The 18,266-nt window shown below is 70.5% G+C and carries 17 protein-coding genes and 1 pseudogene; 8 read left to right on the forward strand and 10 right to left on the reverse strand.

Features of this window, described 5'->3' with window-relative positions; translation table 11 throughout:
- Nucleotides 1-22: 22 nt before the first annotated feature.
- Nucleotides 23-1,942 (forward strand): beta-propeller domain-containing protein, encoded by a 1,920-nt coding sequence (locus tag ABZ297_RS20595; protein WP_355348253.1) that lies wholly within the window; start codon nucleotides 23-25, stop codon nucleotides 1,940-1,942.
- Between the two features lie 67 nt (nucleotides 1,943-2,009).
- Here ABZ297_RS20595 and ABZ297_RS20600 read toward each other — a convergent pair whose 3' ends face one another.
- Both ABZ297_RS20600 and ABZ297_RS20605 read right to left on the reverse strand, forming a co-directional pair.
- Nucleotides 2,010-3,746 (reverse strand): glycerol-3-phosphate dehydrogenase/oxidase, encoded by a 1,737-nt coding sequence (locus tag ABZ297_RS20600; RefSeq protein ID WP_355348262.1) that lies wholly within the window; start codon nucleotides 3,744-3,746, stop codon nucleotides 2,010-2,012.
- A gap of 73 nt (nucleotides 3,747-3,819) precedes the next feature.
- Nucleotides 3,820-4,590, reverse strand: coding sequence for a DeoR/GlpR family DNA-binding transcription regulator (locus ABZ297_RS20605; protein ID WP_355348265.1), 771 nt, complete (start codon nucleotides 4,588-4,590; stop codon nucleotides 3,820-3,822).
- A gap of 131 nt (nucleotides 4,591-4,721) precedes the next feature.
- Here ABZ297_RS20605 and ABZ297_RS20610 point away from each other — a divergent pair, with 131 nt between their 5' ends.
- The 4 genes from ABZ297_RS20610 to ABZ297_RS20625 are packed head-to-tail and all read left to right on the forward strand — an operon-like array spanning nucleotide 4,722 to nucleotide 8,467.
- On the forward strand, nucleotides 4,722-5,594 hold the full coding sequence (locus tag ABZ297_RS20610) for a sugar isomerase (protein WP_355348268.1): 873 nt from the start codon (nucleotides 4,722-4,724) through the stop codon (nucleotides 5,592-5,594).
- On the forward strand, nucleotides 5,591-6,724 hold the full coding sequence (nagA, locus tag ABZ297_RS20615) for an N-acetylglucosamine-6-phosphate deacetylase (RefSeq protein ID WP_355348271.1): 1,134 nt from the start codon (nucleotides 5,591-5,593) through the stop codon (nucleotides 6,722-6,724). The genes ABZ297_RS20610 and nagA overlap by 4 nt, the downstream gene beginning before the upstream one ends.
- Nucleotides 6,724-7,632 (forward strand): 1-phosphofructokinase family hexose kinase, encoded by a 909-nt coding sequence (locus ABZ297_RS20620; protein WP_355348274.1) that lies wholly within the window; start codon nucleotides 6,724-6,726, stop codon nucleotides 7,630-7,632. Before nagA ends, ABZ297_RS20620 begins: the two co-directional genes overlap by 1 nt.
- Nucleotides 7,633-7,642: 10 nt before the next feature.
- Complete coding sequence (locus tag ABZ297_RS20625; protein ID WP_355348277.1) at nucleotides 7,643-8,467, forward strand: class II fructose-bisphosphate aldolase; 825 nt, start codon at nucleotides 7,643-7,645, stop codon at nucleotides 8,465-8,467.
- Here the strand turns inward: ABZ297_RS20625 and ABZ297_RS20630 are convergent.
- The 4 genes from ABZ297_RS20630 to guaB form a co-directional block, all read right to left on the reverse strand.
- Nucleotides 8,457-8,609: a hypothetical protein gene (locus ABZ297_RS20630; RefSeq protein WP_355348280.1), complete on the reverse strand. Its 153-nt coding sequence runs from the start codon at nucleotides 8,607-8,609 to the stop codon at nucleotides 8,457-8,459. The genes ABZ297_RS20625 and ABZ297_RS20630 overlap by 11 nt on opposite strands.
- A complete protein-coding gene (locus tag ABZ297_RS20635) occupies nucleotides 8,606-9,421 on the reverse strand; it encodes an aminoglycoside phosphotransferase family protein (RefSeq protein WP_355348283.1) in 816 nt (271 codons plus the stop codon). Before ABZ297_RS20635 ends, ABZ297_RS20630 begins: the two co-directional genes overlap by 4 nt.
- A gap of 255 nt (nucleotides 9,422-9,676) precedes the next feature.
- Complete coding sequence (locus ABZ297_RS20640) at nucleotides 9,677-10,798, reverse strand: GuaB3 family IMP dehydrogenase-related protein (RefSeq protein WP_355348286.1); 1,122 nt, start codon at nucleotides 10,796-10,798, stop codon at nucleotides 9,677-9,679.
- Between the two features lie 5 nt (nucleotides 10,799-10,803).
- Nucleotides 10,804-12,285 (reverse strand): IMP dehydrogenase, encoded by a 1,482-nt coding sequence (gene guaB / locus ABZ297_RS20645; protein WP_355348290.1) that lies wholly within the window; start codon nucleotides 12,283-12,285, stop codon nucleotides 10,804-10,806.
- A 414-nt stretch (nucleotides 12,286-12,699) separates the two neighbouring features.
- On the opposite strand from guaB, the gene ABZ297_RS20650 reads away from it, so the two are divergent.
- Both ABZ297_RS20650 and ABZ297_RS20655 read left to right on the forward strand, forming a co-directional pair.
- Nucleotides 12,700-13,731, forward strand: a complete 1,032-nt coding sequence (locus ABZ297_RS20650; RefSeq protein WP_355348293.1) for a LuxR C-terminal-related transcriptional regulator — start codon at nucleotides 12,700-12,702, stop codon at nucleotides 13,729-13,731.
- Between the two features lie 39 nt (nucleotides 13,732-13,770).
- Nucleotides 13,771-14,148: a DUF5319 domain-containing protein gene (locus tag ABZ297_RS20655; protein WP_350803876.1), complete on the forward strand. Its 378-nt coding sequence runs from the start codon at nucleotides 13,771-13,773 to the stop codon at nucleotides 14,146-14,148.
- Here the strand turns inward: ABZ297_RS20655 and ABZ297_RS20660 are convergent.
- The 4 genes from ABZ297_RS20660 to groES form a co-directional block, all read right to left on the reverse strand.
- Nucleotides 14,109-14,321 (reverse strand): hypothetical protein, encoded by a 213-nt coding sequence (locus tag ABZ297_RS20660; RefSeq protein WP_355348297.1) that lies wholly within the window; start codon nucleotides 14,319-14,321, stop codon nucleotides 14,109-14,111. The two genes, ABZ297_RS20655 and ABZ297_RS20660, sit on opposite strands and share 40 nt — an antisense overlap.
- Entirely contained in the window at nucleotides 14,318-14,953 is a 636-nt protein-coding gene (locus tag ABZ297_RS20665; protein WP_090930520.1) for a sigma-70 family RNA polymerase sigma factor, read from the reverse strand. Before ABZ297_RS20665 ends, ABZ297_RS20660 begins: the two co-directional genes overlap by 4 nt.
- A gap of 615 nt (nucleotides 14,954-15,568) precedes the next feature.
- Nucleotides 15,569-17,188, reverse strand: coding sequence for a chaperonin GroEL (gene groL / locus ABZ297_RS20670; RefSeq protein ID WP_355348300.1), 1,620 nt, complete (start codon nucleotides 17,186-17,188; stop codon nucleotides 15,569-15,571).
- A 73-nt stretch (nucleotides 17,189-17,261) separates the two neighbouring features.
- A complete protein-coding gene (gene groES / locus ABZ297_RS20675) occupies nucleotides 17,262-17,576 on the reverse strand; it encodes a co-chaperone GroES (protein ID WP_197093639.1) in 315 nt (104 codons plus the stop codon).
- Between the two features lie 346 nt (nucleotides 17,577-17,922).
- Here groES and ABZ297_RS20680 point away from each other — a divergent pair.
- Nucleotides 17,923-18,266 (forward strand): annotated as a pseudogene (locus ABZ297_RS20680) (hypothetical protein); the annotation flags it as partial.

The following is an 18,266-nucleotide window of genomic DNA, read 5'->3' on the forward strand; positions in this document are numbered from 1 at the left end:
CCTGGCATCCGTCAAGGAGGTCATGAAGACGCTGATCCGTACGGCCCTGACCGCCGCGGGCCTCGCGACGGCCATCGCCGCCTGCACCTCGTCGACGGGAGGCCCGGGGAGCGGCACGCCCGTGCGGCTGGACGCGGTGCGCCTGGTCTCCTACAGCAGCTGCGACGACATGCTCGGCGGGCTGCGCGAGCACGCGGCGGCCAACGTCGGCCCGTGGGGCTTCGGCGGCCCCCCGATCTACATGATGCGCGACAACGCGATGGCCACCCCCGAGGCCAAGGCCGACGCGGCGCCCGAGCACTCCACGACCAACGTGCACGAGGCCGGCGTGGACGAGCCGGACGTGGTCAAGACCGACGGCAACCGGGTCATCACGGTCAGCAGCGGCACGTTGCGGATCATCGACACGGCCACCAGGAAGGTCACCGCGTCACTCGACCTCACGAAGCAGGGCGAGCCCGACTACACCCCGGCCGACCTGCTGGTCTCGGGCGACCGGGCGCTGGTGCTGTTCCAGGGCGGCAACGCGATGTACAAGACGTTCGCGCCGCAAGGCGAGACCAGGTACGTGCTGGTGGACCTGGCGGGCGAGCCGAAGGTGATCGGCACGGTCAAGCCGCAGGGCAGCTACGTCGACGCCCGGATGGTCGGCTCGACGGTCAGGATCGTCACCCGGAGCCAGCCCGACATCGAATTCCCCCCGGCCAAGGAGAACGCGGCCGACCCTGAGCGGGTGAAGTTCAACCAGGACGTGGTGCGGCGGGCGCCGATCGACGCCTGGCTGCCCAAGGTCGAGATCACCGACGCGTCCGGCAAGGTCAGCAAGACGTCGGTGCCGTGCGAGCGGATCAGCCACCCGGCCGACTACACCGGCACCTCGCTGATGACCGTCCACACGATCGACCTGGCGCAGGGGGTCACGGAGGCGGGCACCGACCCGATCGCCCTGGCCGCCGACGGCGACACCGTCTACGGCACCGGCCAGAGCCTCTATGTGACGAGCAACCCGCGCTGGTGGTCCCGAGGAGTGCCGGTGGGGGCGCTGGAGGACGTCGCCCCCGCCACCGAACCGGCCTCCACCAAGCCGCCGGTCAAGGAGCCCCCGGAGGAGACCGAGGTCCACCGCTTCGACATCGGCAAGGCGGGGCCGCCCTCGTACGTCGCCTCGGGCAAGGTTCCCGGGCGGCTGCTGAACCAGTACTCGCTGTCGGAGTACGAGGGGAACCTGCGGGTGGCGACCACGCTCACCACCGAGAAGTCCAGCACGAGCAGCGTGTCCGTACTCAGGGCCGACACGCTGGCGAAGGTCGGCTCGGTCGGCGGGCTGGGCGAGGGCGAGCGGATCTACTCGGTCCGGTTCATCGGCCCGGTCGGCTACTGCGTCACGTTCAAGCAGGTCGATCCGCTCTACACGCTCGACCTGCGGGACCCGTCCGCGCCGAAGGTGACCGGCGAACTGAAGATCACCGGCTACTCCGCCTACCTGCACCCCGGCAACGAGGGGCGGCTGATCGGCATCGGCCAGGAGGCCAGCGAGAAGGGCAGGACCCTCGGCACGCAGATCTCGCTGTTCGACGTCAGCGACCCGGCGAACCCGAAGCGGCTGTCGCAGCTGTTCCAGAAGGACTCGGGCTCGGAGGCCGAGTGGGACCCGCACGCGTTCCTGTACTGGCCGAAGACCGGGCTGTCGGTGATCCCGATGAACACCTACAGCGCGAACCGGGAGGAGGTCGGCGCGGTCGTGCTGAAGATCGACGACTCCGCGGTGACCAAGGTCGGCCTGATCCAGCACCCGGTGCAGAAGCAGCAGGGCCAGACCTACCAGCCGGGCATCCAGCGCTCGATGGTGATCGGCGACGCGATCTGGACCGTCTCCTACGACGGTGTCCAGGTCAACGACGCCACCACGCTGGCGAAGCAGGCGTGGATTCCGCTGCACTGAACCCGTCGCCGGCCCCCTGAGCCACCCGTGACCAGCGGCCCGCGCCTCCCAGTGGCGCGGGCCGCCGTCACGAGCGCTCGGGCGCGACCACCGGCTCGATCTCGGGGGCGCCCAGCCTGATGGCGTCCGCCTCCTGGTCGGTGTCCTGCTCCTGGGAGAGGCGCTCGGCCTCGACCCGCTTGGAGTAGTACTCGACCTCGCGTTTGACCTGCTCGCCGTCCCAGTCGAGGGGCACGGCCAGCAGCTCGGCCGCCTCCTGGGCGACGGCCACGCCCCGGTGGAAGGTCTCGATCGAGATGTGCGTGCGGCGGGTCAGCACGTCGTTCAGGTGCCGGGCGCCCTCGTGCGTGGCGGCGTAGACGATCTCCGCGCGCAGGTAGTCGTCGGCGCCGTTCAGCGGCCTGGCCAGGGAGCTGTCGCTCTCGATGAGCTCCAGCACCTCGTCGATGAGCGAGCCGTACCGCTGAAGCAGGTGCTCGATGCGGGCCACGTGCAGCCCGGACTTCTGCGCGAGCCGGTGCCTGGAGTTCCACAGCGCCTGGTAGCCCTCGGCCCCCACCAGCGGGATCCTGTCGGTGCAGGACGGCGGCACCCGCTGGTCCAGCCCGTGCGCGACGGCGTCGACCGCGTCCTTGGCCATCACCCGGTACGTCGTGTACTTGCCTCCGGCGATCATCACCAGGCCCGGGACGGGATGGGCCACCACGTGCTCGCGCGACAGCTTGGACGTCTCCTCCGACTCTCCCGACAGCAGCGGCCGCAGCCCCGCGTAGACGCCCTCCACGTCGTCGCGGGTCAGCGGCACCGACAGCACCGCGTTCACGTGGTCGAGCAGGTAGTCGATGTCCGTGCTCGAGGCGGCCGGGTGCGCCTTGTCCAGCGTCCACTCGGTGTCGGTGGTGCCGATGATCCAGTGCCGCCCCCACGGAATCACGAAAAGTACCGATTTTTCGGTGCGAAGGATGACTCCGGCCAGCGAGTGGATCCGGTCCTTGGGCACCACCAGGTGGATCCCCTTGGACGCCCGGACGTGGATCTGGCCGCGCCCTCCCACCAGTTCCTGGATGTCGTCGGTCCACACGCCGGTCGCGTTGACCACCTGACGCGCCCGGACCTCCACCTCGTTGCCGCTCTCCAGGTCGCGCACCCGCACGCCGGTGACGCGCTCCCCCTCCCGCAGGAACCCCACGACCTGGGCACGCGGTGCGACCTGCGCACCGTAGGTGGCCGCCGTGCGCAGCACCGTCATCACGTACCGCGCGTCGTCCACCTGCGCGTCCCAGTACTGGACGGCCCCCGTGAAGGCGGCCTTCCGCAACGCGGGCGCCAGCCGCAGCGCCCGGCTCCTGGACAGGTGCCGGTGCCCCGGCACGCCACGGGCGAGGCCGGTGGCGAAGCCGAGCGTGTCGTACAGCGCCACCCCCGCCCCCACATACGGCCGTTCCCACCCGAAGTGCGTCATCGGGAACAGGAACGGCACCGGGCGCACCAGGTGCGGCGCGATCCGCTGCAGCAGCAGCGCGCGCTCCTGCAGCGCCTCCCTGACGAGCTCGAAGTTGAGCTGCTCCAGGTAGCGCAGCCCGCCGTGGATCAGTTTGGACGAGCGCGACGACGTCCCCGAGGCGAAGTCACGCGCCTCGAGCAGGCCGACGTCCAGGCCCCGGGTGGCGGCGTCGAGCGCGACACCCGCGCCGACCACACCGCCGCCGACCACGACCACGTCCAGCTCCTGCGCGGCCATCCGGGCCAGTGCCGCCGTGCGCCCGACGGGCCCGAGCCGAGCCACACCCCTTCCGGCCGTCATGTTTCATCCCCCTGGGTCCGTCTCGCCCGGGATACGTACCCGGGTGGGTGTCTCCCTATTGCGCGATCGCCGACTAGGCACGGACGACCTTCACTCCGGCGTCGGTGAGCTGGGTCGTCAGGGCGTCGGAGAGGCGGGCGTCCGTCACCAGGGCGTCGATCCGGGTGATGGGGCAGATGCGGGAGAAGGCCCGCTTGCCCACCTTCGAGGAGTCGGCGACCACCACCACCTGGGCCGCGCGGCTGATGAGCAGGTTGTTGACGCTGGCCTCGCCCTCGTGGTGCGCCGAGGCTCCCAGGTCCACGTCGAGGGCGTCGACGCCCAGGAACGCGATGTCCAGGGTCACCTGCTCCAGCACCCCGCTGGCCAGGGGGCCGATGAGCTCGTACGACTGCTGCCTGGCCACGCCGCCCGTGACCACGATCTTGACGTGCTGACGGACCGTCAGCTCCGAGGCGATGTTCAGCGCGTTGGTGACGATCGTGAAGCCCGACTCCAGGGTGGCCTGCGTCGCCAGGGTGCGGGCCAGCTCCGAGGTGGTGGTGCCGCCGTTCATGCCGACCACCGCTCCCGGCATGACCAGTTCGGCCGCCGCCGCGGCGATGCGCTGCTTCTCATCGGCGTGCCTGGCCGTCTTGTACCGCAGCGGCAGGTCGTAGCTGACGCTCTGGGCGACCGCGCCGCCCCTGGTGCGCATGAGCATCTGCTGCTGGGCGAGCTGGTCGAAGTCGCGGCGGATCGTCGCGGTCGAGACGTCGAGCGACTGGGCCGCCTCCTCGACGGAGAGCCTGCCTTCCTGGGCGAGCAGCTCGAGAATCGCGTTCCATCGATCGTAACGGGACACGAACGTCTTCCCCCTTTGAGACCGGTCAGCAGCAAGCGTGGCATACCCAGCCAGACACAGCCAGCGGTGCACAATTCTGCTCTAATCTGATATAAAAAGCGCAGAAACAATCACATCACGGGAGGTAACCGGTGACGACCCACACCGAAGCCGAGATCGCCTCGCAGCCCGAATGCTGGCGTCGCGCGGTCGAGAACGTTCCGGCCGACGCGCTGCCGAGCCCGGGCGAGCGAGTCGCCGTCATCGGCTGCGGGACGTCATGGTTCATCGCGATGGCCTACGCCGCGCTGCGCGAGCGGGCCGGGCTCGGCGAGACCGACGCGTTCGCCGCCTCCGAGGCGCCCGTCGGCCGCCCGTACGACCGCGTGCTCGCGCTGACCCGCTCCGGCACCACCACCGAGGTCCTCGAACTCCTCGGCAGGACGCAGACCAGGTCCACCGCCATCACCGCCGACCCGAACACCCCGATCATGACGGCGGCAGACCAGACCATCGTGCTCGACTACGCCGACGAGCGGTCCGTCGTCCAGACCCGCTTCGCCACCACCCAGCTCGCCCTGCTCCGCGCCAGCCTCGGCGAGGACCTGACCCAGGCGATCGCCGACGCAGAGCAGGCGGTGTCGGCCCCGCTCCCCGACGAGCTGACCGCCGCCGAGCAGTACAGCTTCCTCGGCACCGGCTGGTCGGTGGGCCTGGCCCAGGAGGCGGCGCTGAAGATGCGCGAGGCGTCCAGGTCCTGGACGGAGGCGTACCCGGCGATGGAGTACCGCCACGGCCCGATCAGCATCGCCGGCCCCTCCCGCGTCACCTGGATGCTCGGCGCCGCCCCCGAGGGCCTGCGCGAGCAGGTCGAGGCCACGGGCGGCACGTTCATGGAGTCCGGGCTCGACCCGATGGCCGAGCTGATCAGGGCCCAGCGCGTCGCAGTGGCCAGGGCGTTCGCCAAGGGCCTCAACCCCGATGAGCCTCTGCACCTCACGCGATCTGTGATCCTTTCTTCATGAGCCTTACACTCGCCGACGCCCGCATCGTGACCTCCGAGGGAGTGCACGACGGGTGGCTGACCATCGAAGACGGCCGCATCACGCACATCGGCCGCGGATCGGCCCCCCGCGACGGCCACAGCCTGGGCGGGCGGCACGTCGTACCCGGCTTCGTCGACATCCACAACCACGGCGGGGCCGGCGGCTCCTTCCCGACCGGCGAGCAGGACCGAGCCAGGGAGGCCGTGGCGCTGCACGAGCGCCACGGCACCACCACGATGATCGCGAGCCTGGTCACCGGCACGACCGACGAACTGGCCGCCGCCGCGTCCTCGCTGGCCGAGCTCTGCGACGAGGGCCTGCTGGCCGGAGTCCACTTCGAGGGCCCGTACATCTCCAAGGCGCGCTGCGGCGCGCACAACCCGGCGCTGCTGCGCGAACCGACGCCGCAGGAGTTCGCGACCCTGGTCGAGGCCGGGCGCGGGCACGTCCGCATGCTCACGATCGCCCCTGAGCTGCCCGGCGCGCTCGACACGATCAGGGCGGCCGTGGCCCAGGGCGTCATCGCCGCGCTCGGCCACAGCGACGCCACCTTCGAGCAGACCCTGGAGGGCGTCGAAGCGGGCGCGAGCGTCGCCACCCACCTGTACAACGCGATGCCGGCGCTCGGCCACCGCGCCCCCGGCCCCGTCGCGGCGCTGCTGGAGGACGAGCGCGTCACCGTCGAGCTGATCAACGACGGCGTGCACGTCCACCCGGCGATGCTGCGCCTGGCCTTCGACGTGGCAGGGCCGCGCCGGACCGCGCTGATCACCGACGCGATGGCCGCCACCGGCATGGGCGACGGCACCTACGTGCTCGGCTCCATGGAGGTGACCGTCACCGACGGCGTGGCCAGGCTGGTCGAGGGCGGCTCGATCGCGGGCAGCACCCTCACCATGGACGTCGCCTTCCGCCGCGCGGTCCGGGAGGTCGGCCTGTCGCTGCCGGAGGCCGTCCAGGTGGCCTCGCTGACACCCGCCCGCGTGCTCGGCCTCGACGGCGAGGTCGGCTCGATCGCCGTGGGCAGGTTCGCCGACCTCGTGGTGCTCGACAACTCGCTGGAAGTGGCGGGCGTGATGAAGCGCGGCTCCTGGATCACGGAGCCCTGATGATCCTGACCGTGACGCTCAACGCCGCCCTCGACGTCACCTACCAGGTGCCCGGCGTCGACTGGAACGGCGTCAACCGGGTCTCCACCGTCCACAGGCGGGCGGGCGGCAAGGGGGTCAACGTCGCCCGCGTGCTCGCCGCGCTCGGCCAGGAGGTGCTGGTCACGGGCCTGGCGGGCGGGCCGACCGGCGAGGCCGTCGAGGCCGACCTGCGGGCGGCCGGGCTGCCGAGCGCGCTCGTCGGCGTCGCCGGCGACTCCCGGACCACGCTGGTGGTCTCCGAGACCGGCGCCGGCCGCACGGCCCTGTTCAACGAGCCCGGCCCCGAGGTCACGGCCGACGAGCTCGGAAACTTCCTGAACACCTACACGTCCCTGCTGGCGACCGCCAGGGCGGTCGTCATCTCGGGCAGCCTTCCGCGAGGCGTCCCCGCCGACACCTACGCCACGCTGGCCGCGATCGCCGCCGAGCAGGGGGTCCCCGCCATCGTCGACGCCGACGGCGAGCCGCTCAGGCACGCGCCGAGCGGGCGTCCCTCGATCGTCAAGCCCAACGCCGAGGAACTGGCCAGGGCCGTCCCCGGAGGCGGCCCCGAGGAGGGCGCGCAGGCGCTGCGGGGCCGGGGAGCGCGGTCCGTGGTCGTGTCCATGGGGTCCGACGGGCTGCTCGCCGTCACCCCCGAAGGGACGTTCCGGGCGCGCATGCCGTACAAGGTGGAGGGCAACCCGACCGGAGCGGGCGACTCGCTGGTGGCGGGCCTGGCGCTGGGGCTGGTGGAACGGGCCGGGTGGCCCGAGACCCTCAGCAGGGCCGCCGCCCTGGGAGCCGCCGCCGTCGCGGCGCCGGTGGCCGGAGACTTCGACCGCGACGTCTACGCCGACATGCATCCGCAGATCGTCATCACGTAAGGAGCCCGTCATGCCGCTCGCCGGAATCGGCGACATCGTCCGTGAGTCCCCCGCAGGGGTGGGCGCGTTCAACGTGATCCAGCTCGAACACGCCACGGCCATCGTGGCGGGCGCGGAGGCCGTCGGGCTGCCCGTCGTCCTGCAGATCAGCGAGAACTGCGTCCGCTACCACGGCGCGCTGGAGCCGGTCGCGCTCGCCTCGCTGGCGGTCGCCAGGCAGGCGAAGGTGCCCGTCGCGGTCCACCTCGACCACGCCACCGACCGGGCGCTGGTCGAGGAGGCCGTCGAGCTGGGGCTCGGGTCGGTGATGTTCGACGCGTCCGCGCTGCCCGACGAGGAGAACGTGGCGACCACGGCCGACGTCGCCGCCTGGTGCCACGCGCGCGGCGTGTGGGTGGAGGCCGAACTCGGCGAGGTCGGCGGCAAGGATGGCGTGCACGCACCGGGCGCCCGCACCAAGCCGCACGAGGCGGTCGAGTACGTGTCGAGAACCGGCGTGGACGCCCTCGCGGTCGCCGTGGGCAGCTCGCACGCGATGACCACCAAGGACGCCGTGCTCGACCTCGCGCTCATCGCCGAGCTACGCGCGGCCGTGCCGGTGCCGCTGGTGCTGCACGGCTCGTCCGGCGTCGCCGACGACACGCTGCGCGAGGCCGTCCGGCACGGCATGAAGAAGATCAACATCGCGACGCACCTGAACAAGGCGTTCACCGGCGCGGTCCGCGACTACCTGGCCCACGACGAGAAGGTCGTCGACTCGCGCAAGTACCTCAGAGCGGGCCGCGACGCCGTGGCCCGCGAGGTGACCCACCTGCTGGGCGTGCTCAGCGGCTGAGCTCCTTGCGCATCGACACCGCCTGGCGGCCCTGCAGAGGCCGGCTGGCCATCTTCACGTTCGTTCGCCTCCAGCACAGCTTGAAGACGGCCTGCACCAGCTGCTCGACGGCCGCCCTGTCGGCGGTCTGCGCGGGTCTCATGCGTCCAATGCTCTCAGGACGCGTTCGACCTGCCTTGCGAAGGTTCCGGGCGGATTGCGCGGGCCCTCGCCCGACAGCAGGAACAGCCAGGTGAGCGCCTGAAGCCTGCGGCACCCGCGCATCCGCCGCGCCTGCGCGGGGGTCAGCTCGACGTGGCGGGCGACCTCCACTCCCACATCTAGTGGACCCTCCACCCACATCGAGACGTGCTCGCAGAGTTCGGCCAGCTCGAACGCCCGGTCGCTGCGGCCGGAGTCCTCGAAGTCCACGACGCGGACCCGTGAGCCGTCCCACAGGAAGTTCGCCAGGTTGCCGTCGCCCGCGCCGAAGACCGGCGTCGCCCCTGCCTCGCCGGGCCGCCAACCCTCCAGCCACCTCGCCCCCTCCCGCACGGCCCGATCGGCCAGCGGGTCCCTCGGCTGCCAGCGGGCGCACCACCCGCTGACCACGGCGGCGAGCCCCTCCACCTGCCAGGGCCGCACCGGGACGGTGTCGAGCACCGCGCGCGGCACCGCCTCGTGCAGCTCGGTGACGGCCTCGACGAGGGCGCGGGCGTGCGCTCCTGGATCGGGCAGGCCACGCAGCGGCACCCCGTCAATCCGGGACATGACCACCGCCCCCTCCACCGCCTCCTTGGCCGCGTGGTGGAAGGCGATCGGCGTGGGCGCCAGGCCAGGGGCGTGCTCGGCCAGCAGTGTCAGCGCCCGCCACTCCCGCTCGGCCACCCCTTCATGCCCGTCCACCAGCTGTTTGGTCACGTATCGCTTGGTGACGACGTCGCCCTGGATGTCGATCTCGTGCGTCCACTGCATGATCGGCATGCTAGGGGAGTATCCGCGCGCGCCGGCCGCGAGAACGGCGGCCAGGTGTCGTAGTGGATGGCCGCGTTGTTGACCAGCACGTCAGCCGCCCGTAGGAGTCACCGAGCCGGCGGGCGAGCCGGTCGACGGACCCCTGGTCCACCACGTCGAGCTGACGCGCCACTCGCGTCCACGAAGCGCCCATTGCCCGCAGACGGAGAAGACCCGCGCCGGAGACGGCGACGGGTCTGATCCTGGGTTCGAACGCTACCTCTGGACGGGAGCGACCACGACCTCGACCCGCTGGAACTCCTTGATGTCGGAGTACCCGGTGGAGGCCATGGTGCGCTTCAGCGCGCCCATCAGGTTCATCGAGCCGTCGGCGACGCTGGAAGGGCCGTGGAAGATCTGCTCCAGCGTGCCGACCGTGCCGAACTCGACCCGCCGGCCGCGCGGCAGGTCGGGGTGGTGCGCCTCGGAGCCCCAGTGGAAGCCGTGGCCGGGCGCCTCGGACGCGCGGGCCAGCGGCGAGCCGACCATCACCGCGTCGGCGCCGCACGCGATGGCCTTGGCGATGTCGCCGGACGTCCCCATGCCGCCGTCGGCGATCACGTGCACGTACCGGCCGCCCGACTCGTCGAGGTAGTCGCGGCGAGCCGCCGCCACGTCCGAGATCGCGGTCGCCATCGGGACGGCCACGCCCAGCACGTTGCGCGTGGTGTGGGACGCGCCACCGCCGAACCCGACCAGGACGCCCGCCGCGCCCGTCCGCATGAGGTGGAGGGCGGCCGTGTAGGTGGCGCAGCCACCGACGATCACCGGGACGTCCAGCTCGTAGATGAACTGCTTGAGGTTCAGCGGCTCGGCCCGCCCGGAAACGTGCTCGGCGGACACCGTGGTGCCGCGGATGATGAAGATGTCGACGCCCGCGTCGATGACGGCCTTGTGGTACTGGACCGTGCGCTGCGGCGACAGGCGGACCGCGGTCGTGACGCCGGACGCGCGGATCTCCTCGATCCGGCGGCCGATCAGCTCCTCCTTGATCGGCGCCGCGTAGATCTCCTGCAGCCGCTTGGTCGCGGCCTCGGTGTCGAGCGAGGCGCACTCCTCCAGCAGCGGCGACGGGTCCTCGTAGCGGGTCCACAGCCCTTCGAGGTCGAGCGGGGCCAGGCCGCCCAGCCGCCCGATCTCGATCGCGGTGGCCGGTGACACGACGCTGTCCATGGGGGCGACCACGACGGGCAGTTCGAACCGGTAGGCGTCGATCTGCCAGGCGATCGAGACCTCCTCGGGGTCACGCGTGCGCCGCGAGGGCACGAGCCCGATCTCGTCGAGCGCGTAAGCTCGGCGGCCCGTCTTGCCTCGGCCGATCTCCACCTGCTGAGTCATGCGGTTTACCTTCTGTGATAGTTCGGGGCTTCCACGGTCATCTGGATGTCGTGGGGATGGCTCTCCTTGAGACCCGCGGCCGTGATCGGCATGAGCTCGCAGTCGGTGTGCATCTGCGCGATCGTGCGGCACCCGGCGTACCACATGCCCTGGCGCAGCCCGCCGATCAGCTGGTGGGCGACCGCCTCGACCGGCCCGCGGTAGGGGACCTGGCCCTCGATGCCCTCGGGGATGTACTTGTCGTCGCCGCCGACCTCGGCCTGCGCGTAACGGTCCTTGCTGAAGGAGGTGCCGCCGCGCTCGCGGTTGCGTACCGCGCCGAGCGAGCCCATGCCACGGTACGACTTGAACTGCTTGCCGTTGATGAAGATCAGCTCGCCGGGCGACTCTTCGCAGCCCGCCAGCAGCGAGCCCAGCATGACCGTGTCGGCGCCCGCGGCGATGGCCTTGACGATGTCGCCGGAGTACTGCAGGCCGCCGTCGCCGATGACCGGGACGCCCGCCGGGGCACAGGCCAGCGACGCCTGATGGATGGCGGTGACCTGCGGTGCGCCCACGCCGGCCACGACGCGGGTGGTGCAGATGGAGCCGGGGCCCACGCCCACCTTGACCGCGTCGACGCCCGCGTCGACGAGCATCTGGGCGCCCGCCCTGGTGGCGATGTTGCCGCCGATGACGTCGACCTTGCTGTTGGCCTTGAGCTTGGCGATCATCTCGGCGAGGCCCTTGGAGTGGCCGTGGGCGACGTCCACCACGAGCACGTCGACGCCGGCCTCGATCAGCGCCTTGGCGCGCAGCTCCGCGTCGCCGCCGACGCCCACGGCGGCGCCCACCACGAGGCGGCCGTCGGAGTCTTTGGTGGCCAGGGGGTACTGCTCGCTCTTGGTGAAGTCCTTGACCGTGATCAGGCCGCGCAGCCTGCCGTCGGGGTCGACCAGGGGCAGTTTCTCGATCTTGTTCTGCCGGAGCAGCCTGAAGGCCTCGTCACGCGAGACGCCGACGGGGGCGGTGACGAGCGGCATCTTGGTCATGACCTCGCCCACCAGGCGAGAGTGGTCGGTCTCGAAGCGCATGTCGCGGTTCGTCACGATGCCGACGAGGATGCCGGAGACGTCCGTGACGGGCACGCCGGAGATCCGGTACGTGGCGCAGAGCTGCTCGACCTCCGCCAGCGTCGCGTCGGGCGTACACGTCACCGGGTTGGTGACCATGCCGGCCTCGGACCGCTTCACCAGATCGACCTGCTGTGCCTGCTCCTCGACCGACAGGTTGCGGTGGAGGATGCCGATGCCGCCCTGCCTGGCCATGGCGACCGCCATGCGCGCCTCGGTCACGGTGTCCATGGCCGCGGAGACCAGCGGGATCGACAGCGTGATGCCCCGCGACAGGCGGGACCAGGTGTCGGCCTCGCCCGGTTGGAGATCTGAATATGCCGGCACCAGCAGCACGTCGTCGAAGGTGAAACCCACTTCGGTGAACTTGGACATGCTGCGGCCCCCTCCTGCCGTCTGCGCTGAATAAGGCAAGTCTAGGGCCTGGTGCCAAACGACAGGGAAGCCGGGAGGACGATGACCCCCACGCCACCGCCGTACTCCCGGCAGCCAGAGAGCCGGGGGGCGGGGCGGTCGATGACCCGTCTCACCCCCCGGCCATCGGCACCCGGCCGGGGCGCGCGTCGCGCCACCGAACCCCCCTCCGCGTCCTGATGGCCAGCGATGCCCCGCCGGTGCGTGCCGACTGTGGGTTAAGCCTGCGTTACTCAAGGACACATCGCAAGGTGAAAACGTGCAATTGCACGAAGTTGCACGCGAGGGCGGAGGAGTCCGCGTAACCAGCGGACACGGGCCTAATGCCGAGCTATCCTCGCGACACGCCCGCGTCCCCCCGACGGAGCACCCCACATGCGCGACGAGTCCCGCACCCTGTCTGATCGGCCTAAGACGTCCGACCCGCTCGAGACGTTGGGCCTCGATCCGGCCCAGAGCGCCCTCTACACAGCGGTGCTGCGCCTGCACAAGGCGACCCGCACCGAGCTGGCCGAGGCCACGGACGGCCCGGTGGAGAAGGTGAGCAGCCAGCTCGACGACCTCGTCAGATTAGGCGTGGTGGACGAGCATTCGGGTGAGTACCTGGCCAGGCATCCCGCCGCCGCGCTCGGCCGCCTGCTCGCCGAGCGCCTGGACCGGCTGGCGGAGGAGAGCCGCAGGATCGACAGCGCCCTCGGCTCGATCCGCCACCTGATCCGCGACTACGACGCCGGACGCGACTACCAGAGCGGCCCCTTCCCGGTCGAGCTGGTCAGCGGGGCCGACGTGCTGTACGAGTCGGTGGTCGGAATGGCGGTGCAGTCGCCGCCGCTGGAGCTGCTGACCGTCATCCCGGACGAGCGCACCATGACCGACTTTGTTCGGAAATTTGCTGATCCTTGGATCGATGCACAGCGCCGCAGGCTGCTCACACTGCGCGCGCTGATCCCGGTCGCCACGCTCACCGCGCCCGGCGTCCGCGAACAGGTCTCCCGGCTGGTCGAGACGGGCGGCCGGGTCCGCACGCTGGACCGGCTGCCGAGCTGGTTCATGACCGCGGGCCCCGACGCCGCCGGGCTGCCGGCGCTCTGGGGCGGCAACCTGCCCGACCACGCGTACAACTTCTACCTGGTGCGCACGCCGATCGTGGTCGGCGTGCTCCGCTCGCTCTTCCAGGAGCTGTGGGGACGCGCCGTACCGCTCCCCTGGGGCCGCCGCCGGAGCGACGGCATGGTCCAGGTGCTCAGGCTGGCGGCCCAGGGCGTGTGCGACGACTCCATCGCCCGCCAGCTCGGCGTGTCGGTGCGCACGGTGCGCGCCAGGTTCGCCGACGCGATGACCGAGCTGGGCGCCCAGTCACGCTTCCACGCGGGCGTGGAAGCCGCCCGGCGTGGCTGGCTGGGCTAACACCCACCGCTGGACCCCCATGGGTCATATGGTGGGAAGGTGCTGGAAGACGTCCCCCGCGACCCGTTCGCGGACGACCCGAACGACCCTTCCGCGGAGATGGGCGAGCTCGACGACTCCGAGCCGCTCACCGCGACCGAACGCGACGAGGCCATCACCGACCTGGCCGACGTCGAGGTCTTCCGCTCGCTGCTGGAACCGCAGGGAGTACTCGGCCTCGTGCTCGACTGCCCTGAATGCGGTGAGCAGCACTTCTTCGACTGGGAGCTGCTGCGCGGCAACCTGCGCCAGATGATCGAGAAGGGGCAGCCCCAGGTGCACGAGCCCGCGTTCCACCCCGACCCCGCCGACTACGTCAGCTGGGAGTACGCCAGGGGTTACGTGGACGGCGTCATAGACACCGAGGAGCGCCACTGACCCACGCCGCCCTCGCCCAGGTCGCCGCCGCACGGGACCTCGTCACGAGAGACGTCGTCCAGGACGTCATCGCGCAGGGCGGCCAACAGGCGCACGGCGGGGTCGCCGGAACCGCCCGCCTCACCTCGGGATAGCGCGCCGAGGAGCGCGTCGGTCTCTTCCTCTGGCGTCAAGCCGACTCCAGCTCGGCCATCTGCCTCAGCCTGGCCAGCGCCCGATGCTGGGCGACGCGGACCGCACCTGGTGACATACCGAGTACATTACCGGTCTCCTCGGCGGACAGCCCCGACACCACCCGCAACAGCAGCAACTCCCGCTGGTTGTCGGGGAGCCGGGCGAGCAGCCGCCGGGCGTGCTCCACCTCGATGTACCGGACCACGGTCTCCTCGGGGCCAGGCCCGTCATCGGGCCCGTCAGGCAGATCCTGGGTCGGGACGGCCGAGCGCACGGAACTCCGCAACGCGTCGGCCACCTTGTGCGAGGCGATCCCGAAGACGAAGGACGCGAAAGGCCGACCCATGTCACGGTATCGGGGCAAAGCGGACAGCACCGCGATGCACACCTCTTGGGCGACGTCATCGGCAATGTGATATTGCCCAGAAACCCTGCCCAACCTGGCACGGCAATACCGCACCACCATCGGACGCAACTCACCGAGCAGGGATTCGATCGCACTGCGATCTCCCTGCACGGCGAGGCTCGTCAGTTCCCTAAGGTCGGAGTCATCCGTCCGTGCCGGAAGTCTCGACGCGAGCCTTACCCCAATTTTGGCGTCGGCGACGCTTCCCTCGCTCACGATAGGCATGATGCCCGCACCGATCCGGCCTGTCGTCATAGCGAACGGCTACGGATTGGTCACATTGAAGCGGCAATAACGCCCGGTAATCGACCGCGTACACTAAGTCTTTCAATGTGGCAGAATATTTCACTCTATAAGCCGGAATGCGCAACATTTGTCAGACCGCTAGACGCTTAACGAACACCCCGGGTTTACTTCGATAAACCTCTTTTCCACATCCGGCCAACCCTGTTGACTCCGCCGCTCACTTGTGAACGGGATATATCGCCCTAAAAACCCGCAGACAACCCCCATCCGGGCAATGCGGGCGATACCCCTACCGGCCCTCCCCCACTGCGCGGCACGGGAGGGGAGCCCGCAAGCGAACATCCCGCGCCGCAGACGGCACGGGACGCGGACGGCACGGGACGCGGACGGCACGGGACGCGGACGGCACGGGACGCGGACGGGGCGCTGGCCGACACCCGACACCGACACCCCACGCCGAAGGCGGGCGTCGGCGTCCGGCCTGAACGGCGCGCTGAAGGCCGGGGACGGGAGGATCGGCGGTCGGGGTTCGCGGGAACGCGAACGGCCCGCACCGACAGTGGTGCGGGCCGTAGGCGTGGAACGGGAAGAAGGTCAGTGGCCGTGGCCGTGACCGTGGCCCTGCCCTGCGGCGGGGGCCTCCTCCTCGGGCTTGTCGACCACGAGGACCTCGGTGGTGAGGAGCATGCCGGCGATGGACGCCGCGTTCTGCACCGCCGAGCGGGTGACCTTGACCGGGTCGATGACGCCCTGGCTGAGCAGGTCGCCGTACTCGCCAGTCGCGGCGTTGAGGCCGTGGCCCGCCGCGAGCTCCGCCACCTTGTGGGTGACGACGTACCCTTCGAGGCCGGCGTTCTCGGCGATCCAGCGGGTGGGCTCCACCAGCGCGCGGCGGACGACACCGACGCCGGTCGCCTCGTCGCCCGTCAGGCCGAGGTCGTCGATGTCCTTGGAGACGTGGACCAGCGCGGAGCCGCCACCGGAGACGATGCCCTCCTCGATCGCGGCGCGCGTCGCGGAGATCGCGTCCTCGAGACGGTGCTTCTTCTCCTTGAGCTCCACCTCGGTGGCCGCGCCGACGCGCAGCACGCACACACCACCGGCGAGCTTGGCGAGACGCTCCTGGAGCTTCTCACGGTCCCAGTCGGAGTCGGACTGCTCAATCGCGAGCTTGATCTCCTTGACCCGGCTCTCGATGGCCTCCGCGTCACCGGCGCCGTCGACGACGGTCGTCGCGTCCTTGGTGACGACGATGCGGCGGGCGGTGCCGAGCACCTCGAGGCCGACGTTCTCCAGCTTGAGGCCGACCTCCTCGCTGACGACCTGGCCGCCGGTGAGGATGGCCATGTCCTGCAGCATCGCCTTGCGGCGGTCGCCGAAGCCCGGGGCCTTGACGGCGACGGAGGTGAAGGTGCCGCGGATCTTGTTGGTGACCAGGACGGCCAGGGCCTCGCCCTCGACGTCTTCGGCGACCACGAGCAGCGGCTTCTTGGTCTGGGCGATCTTCTCGAGCAGCGGCAGGAAGTCCGCGATGGAGGAGACCTTGCCCTGGGTGAGCAGGATGTAGGCGTCCTCGAGGACGGCCTCCATGCGCTCGGGGTCGGTGACCATGTACGCCGACAGGTAGCCCTTGTCGAACTGGAGGCCCTCGGTGAACTCGAGCTCCATGCCCATGGCGTTGGACTCTTCGACGGTCAGGACGCCGTCCTTGCCGACCTTGTCGAACGCCTCGGCGATCAGATCGCCGATGCGGGCGTCCTGCGCGGAGATCGTCGCGACGTTGGCGATCTCCTTCTTGTCCTCGACCGGACGGGCGCTGGCGAGCAGCCTGTCGCTGATCTCCTTGGCGGCCTTGTCGATGCCGCGCTTGAGCGACAGCGGCGAGGCGCCGGCGGCCACGTTGCGCAGACCCTCGCGGACCATGGCCTGGGCCAGGACGGTCGCGGTGGTGGTGCCGTCGCCCGCGACGTCGTTGGTCTTGGTGGCAACTTCCTTGGCGAGCTGGGCGCCGAGGTTCTCGTAGCGCTCCTCCAGCTCGATCTCACGAGCGATGGTCACGCCGTCGTTCGTGATCGTCGGAGCACCGAACTTCTTGTCGATGACGACGTTGCGGCCGCGCGGGCCGAGGGTAACCTTCACGGCGTCCGCGAGGGCGTTGACGCCGCGCTCGAGCGCGCGGCGGGCGCCCTCGTCGAACTCCAGGATCTTCGCCATTTTGCTGAGATTCCTCTCCTAGTGTCGAAAGCCCCGGCCGCCAAGAGCGCGCCCGGGGCTCGACACAACCGGCTTACTTCTCGATGATCGCGAGAACGTCGCGGGCGGAGAGCACGAGGTACTCCTCGCCGCCGTACTTGACCTCGGTGCCGCCGTACTTGCTGTACAGGACGATGTCGCCCTCGCTGACGTCGAGCGGAATCCGCTTGTCGCCGTCCTCGTCCCAGTTGCCGGGGCCCACCGCGAGGACCTTGCCCTCCTGCGGCTTCTCCTTGGCGGTGTCAGGGATGACGAGACCGGAAGCGGTCGTCTGCTCGGCCTCAAGCGGCTGGACCACGATGCGGTCGCCGAGCGGCTTAACGGGAACCTTGGTGGCGGTCGTCACGATCGGACCTCCCCTTCAGATTTGAATGATCTAGAAGAGGCGACCAGCGGGGCCTGCCGTCGCGGGTGTCAGACCTGCCTCGTCGCACGTTGGCACTCTCAAGGGGAGAGTGCCAACAGGAAACATATGCAAGAGGGGCTTGACAGTCAACACGAACGCGTCTGCTCAGAGCGATCAGCCGTGGCGGCCCTCGGCCATGACGTCCAGGATTCCCGGTCTGGCGGGCTTCCTGCAGCTCGCGGCCCGCGAAAACGACGCGCCGAAGTCTCCCCGGCGCTCCCGCCGGCCGCACGCACTGCCGAAGTCTCCCCGGCGCTCCCGCCGGCCGCACGCGCTAACGTCGTATGACGTGGACCTCGACGCTTTCACCGAGCTGCTGACCCCGCGCGGCCTGCGCGCGCTCGCCGAGGCGGTCGAGCTCACCGGCGCCGACCCGCTCGCCGCCGCCACGAAGCTGCGCCGGACGTACGACGCCGCGCTCACCTCGGCCGCCCTCACCCAGGCGGGCCTGCGCGAGCGAGCCAGGGCCAAGTTCGGCGCCGACGCCGAGCGCATGTTCTTCACCCCGCACGGCCTGGAGCAGTCCACCCGCGCCGAGGTGGCCGCCCATCGCGCCCGCCGCCTGACCGCCGCCCACGTTGAGGAGGAAGGCGAAGAACAGCGCGATCACGATCGTCAGCAGCGGCAGGAGCA

The organism is Nonomuraea sp. NPDC005983, from assembly GCF_040614375.1.
GTDB lineage: Bacteria > Actinomycetota > Actinomycetes > Streptosporangiales > Streptosporangiaceae > Nonomuraea.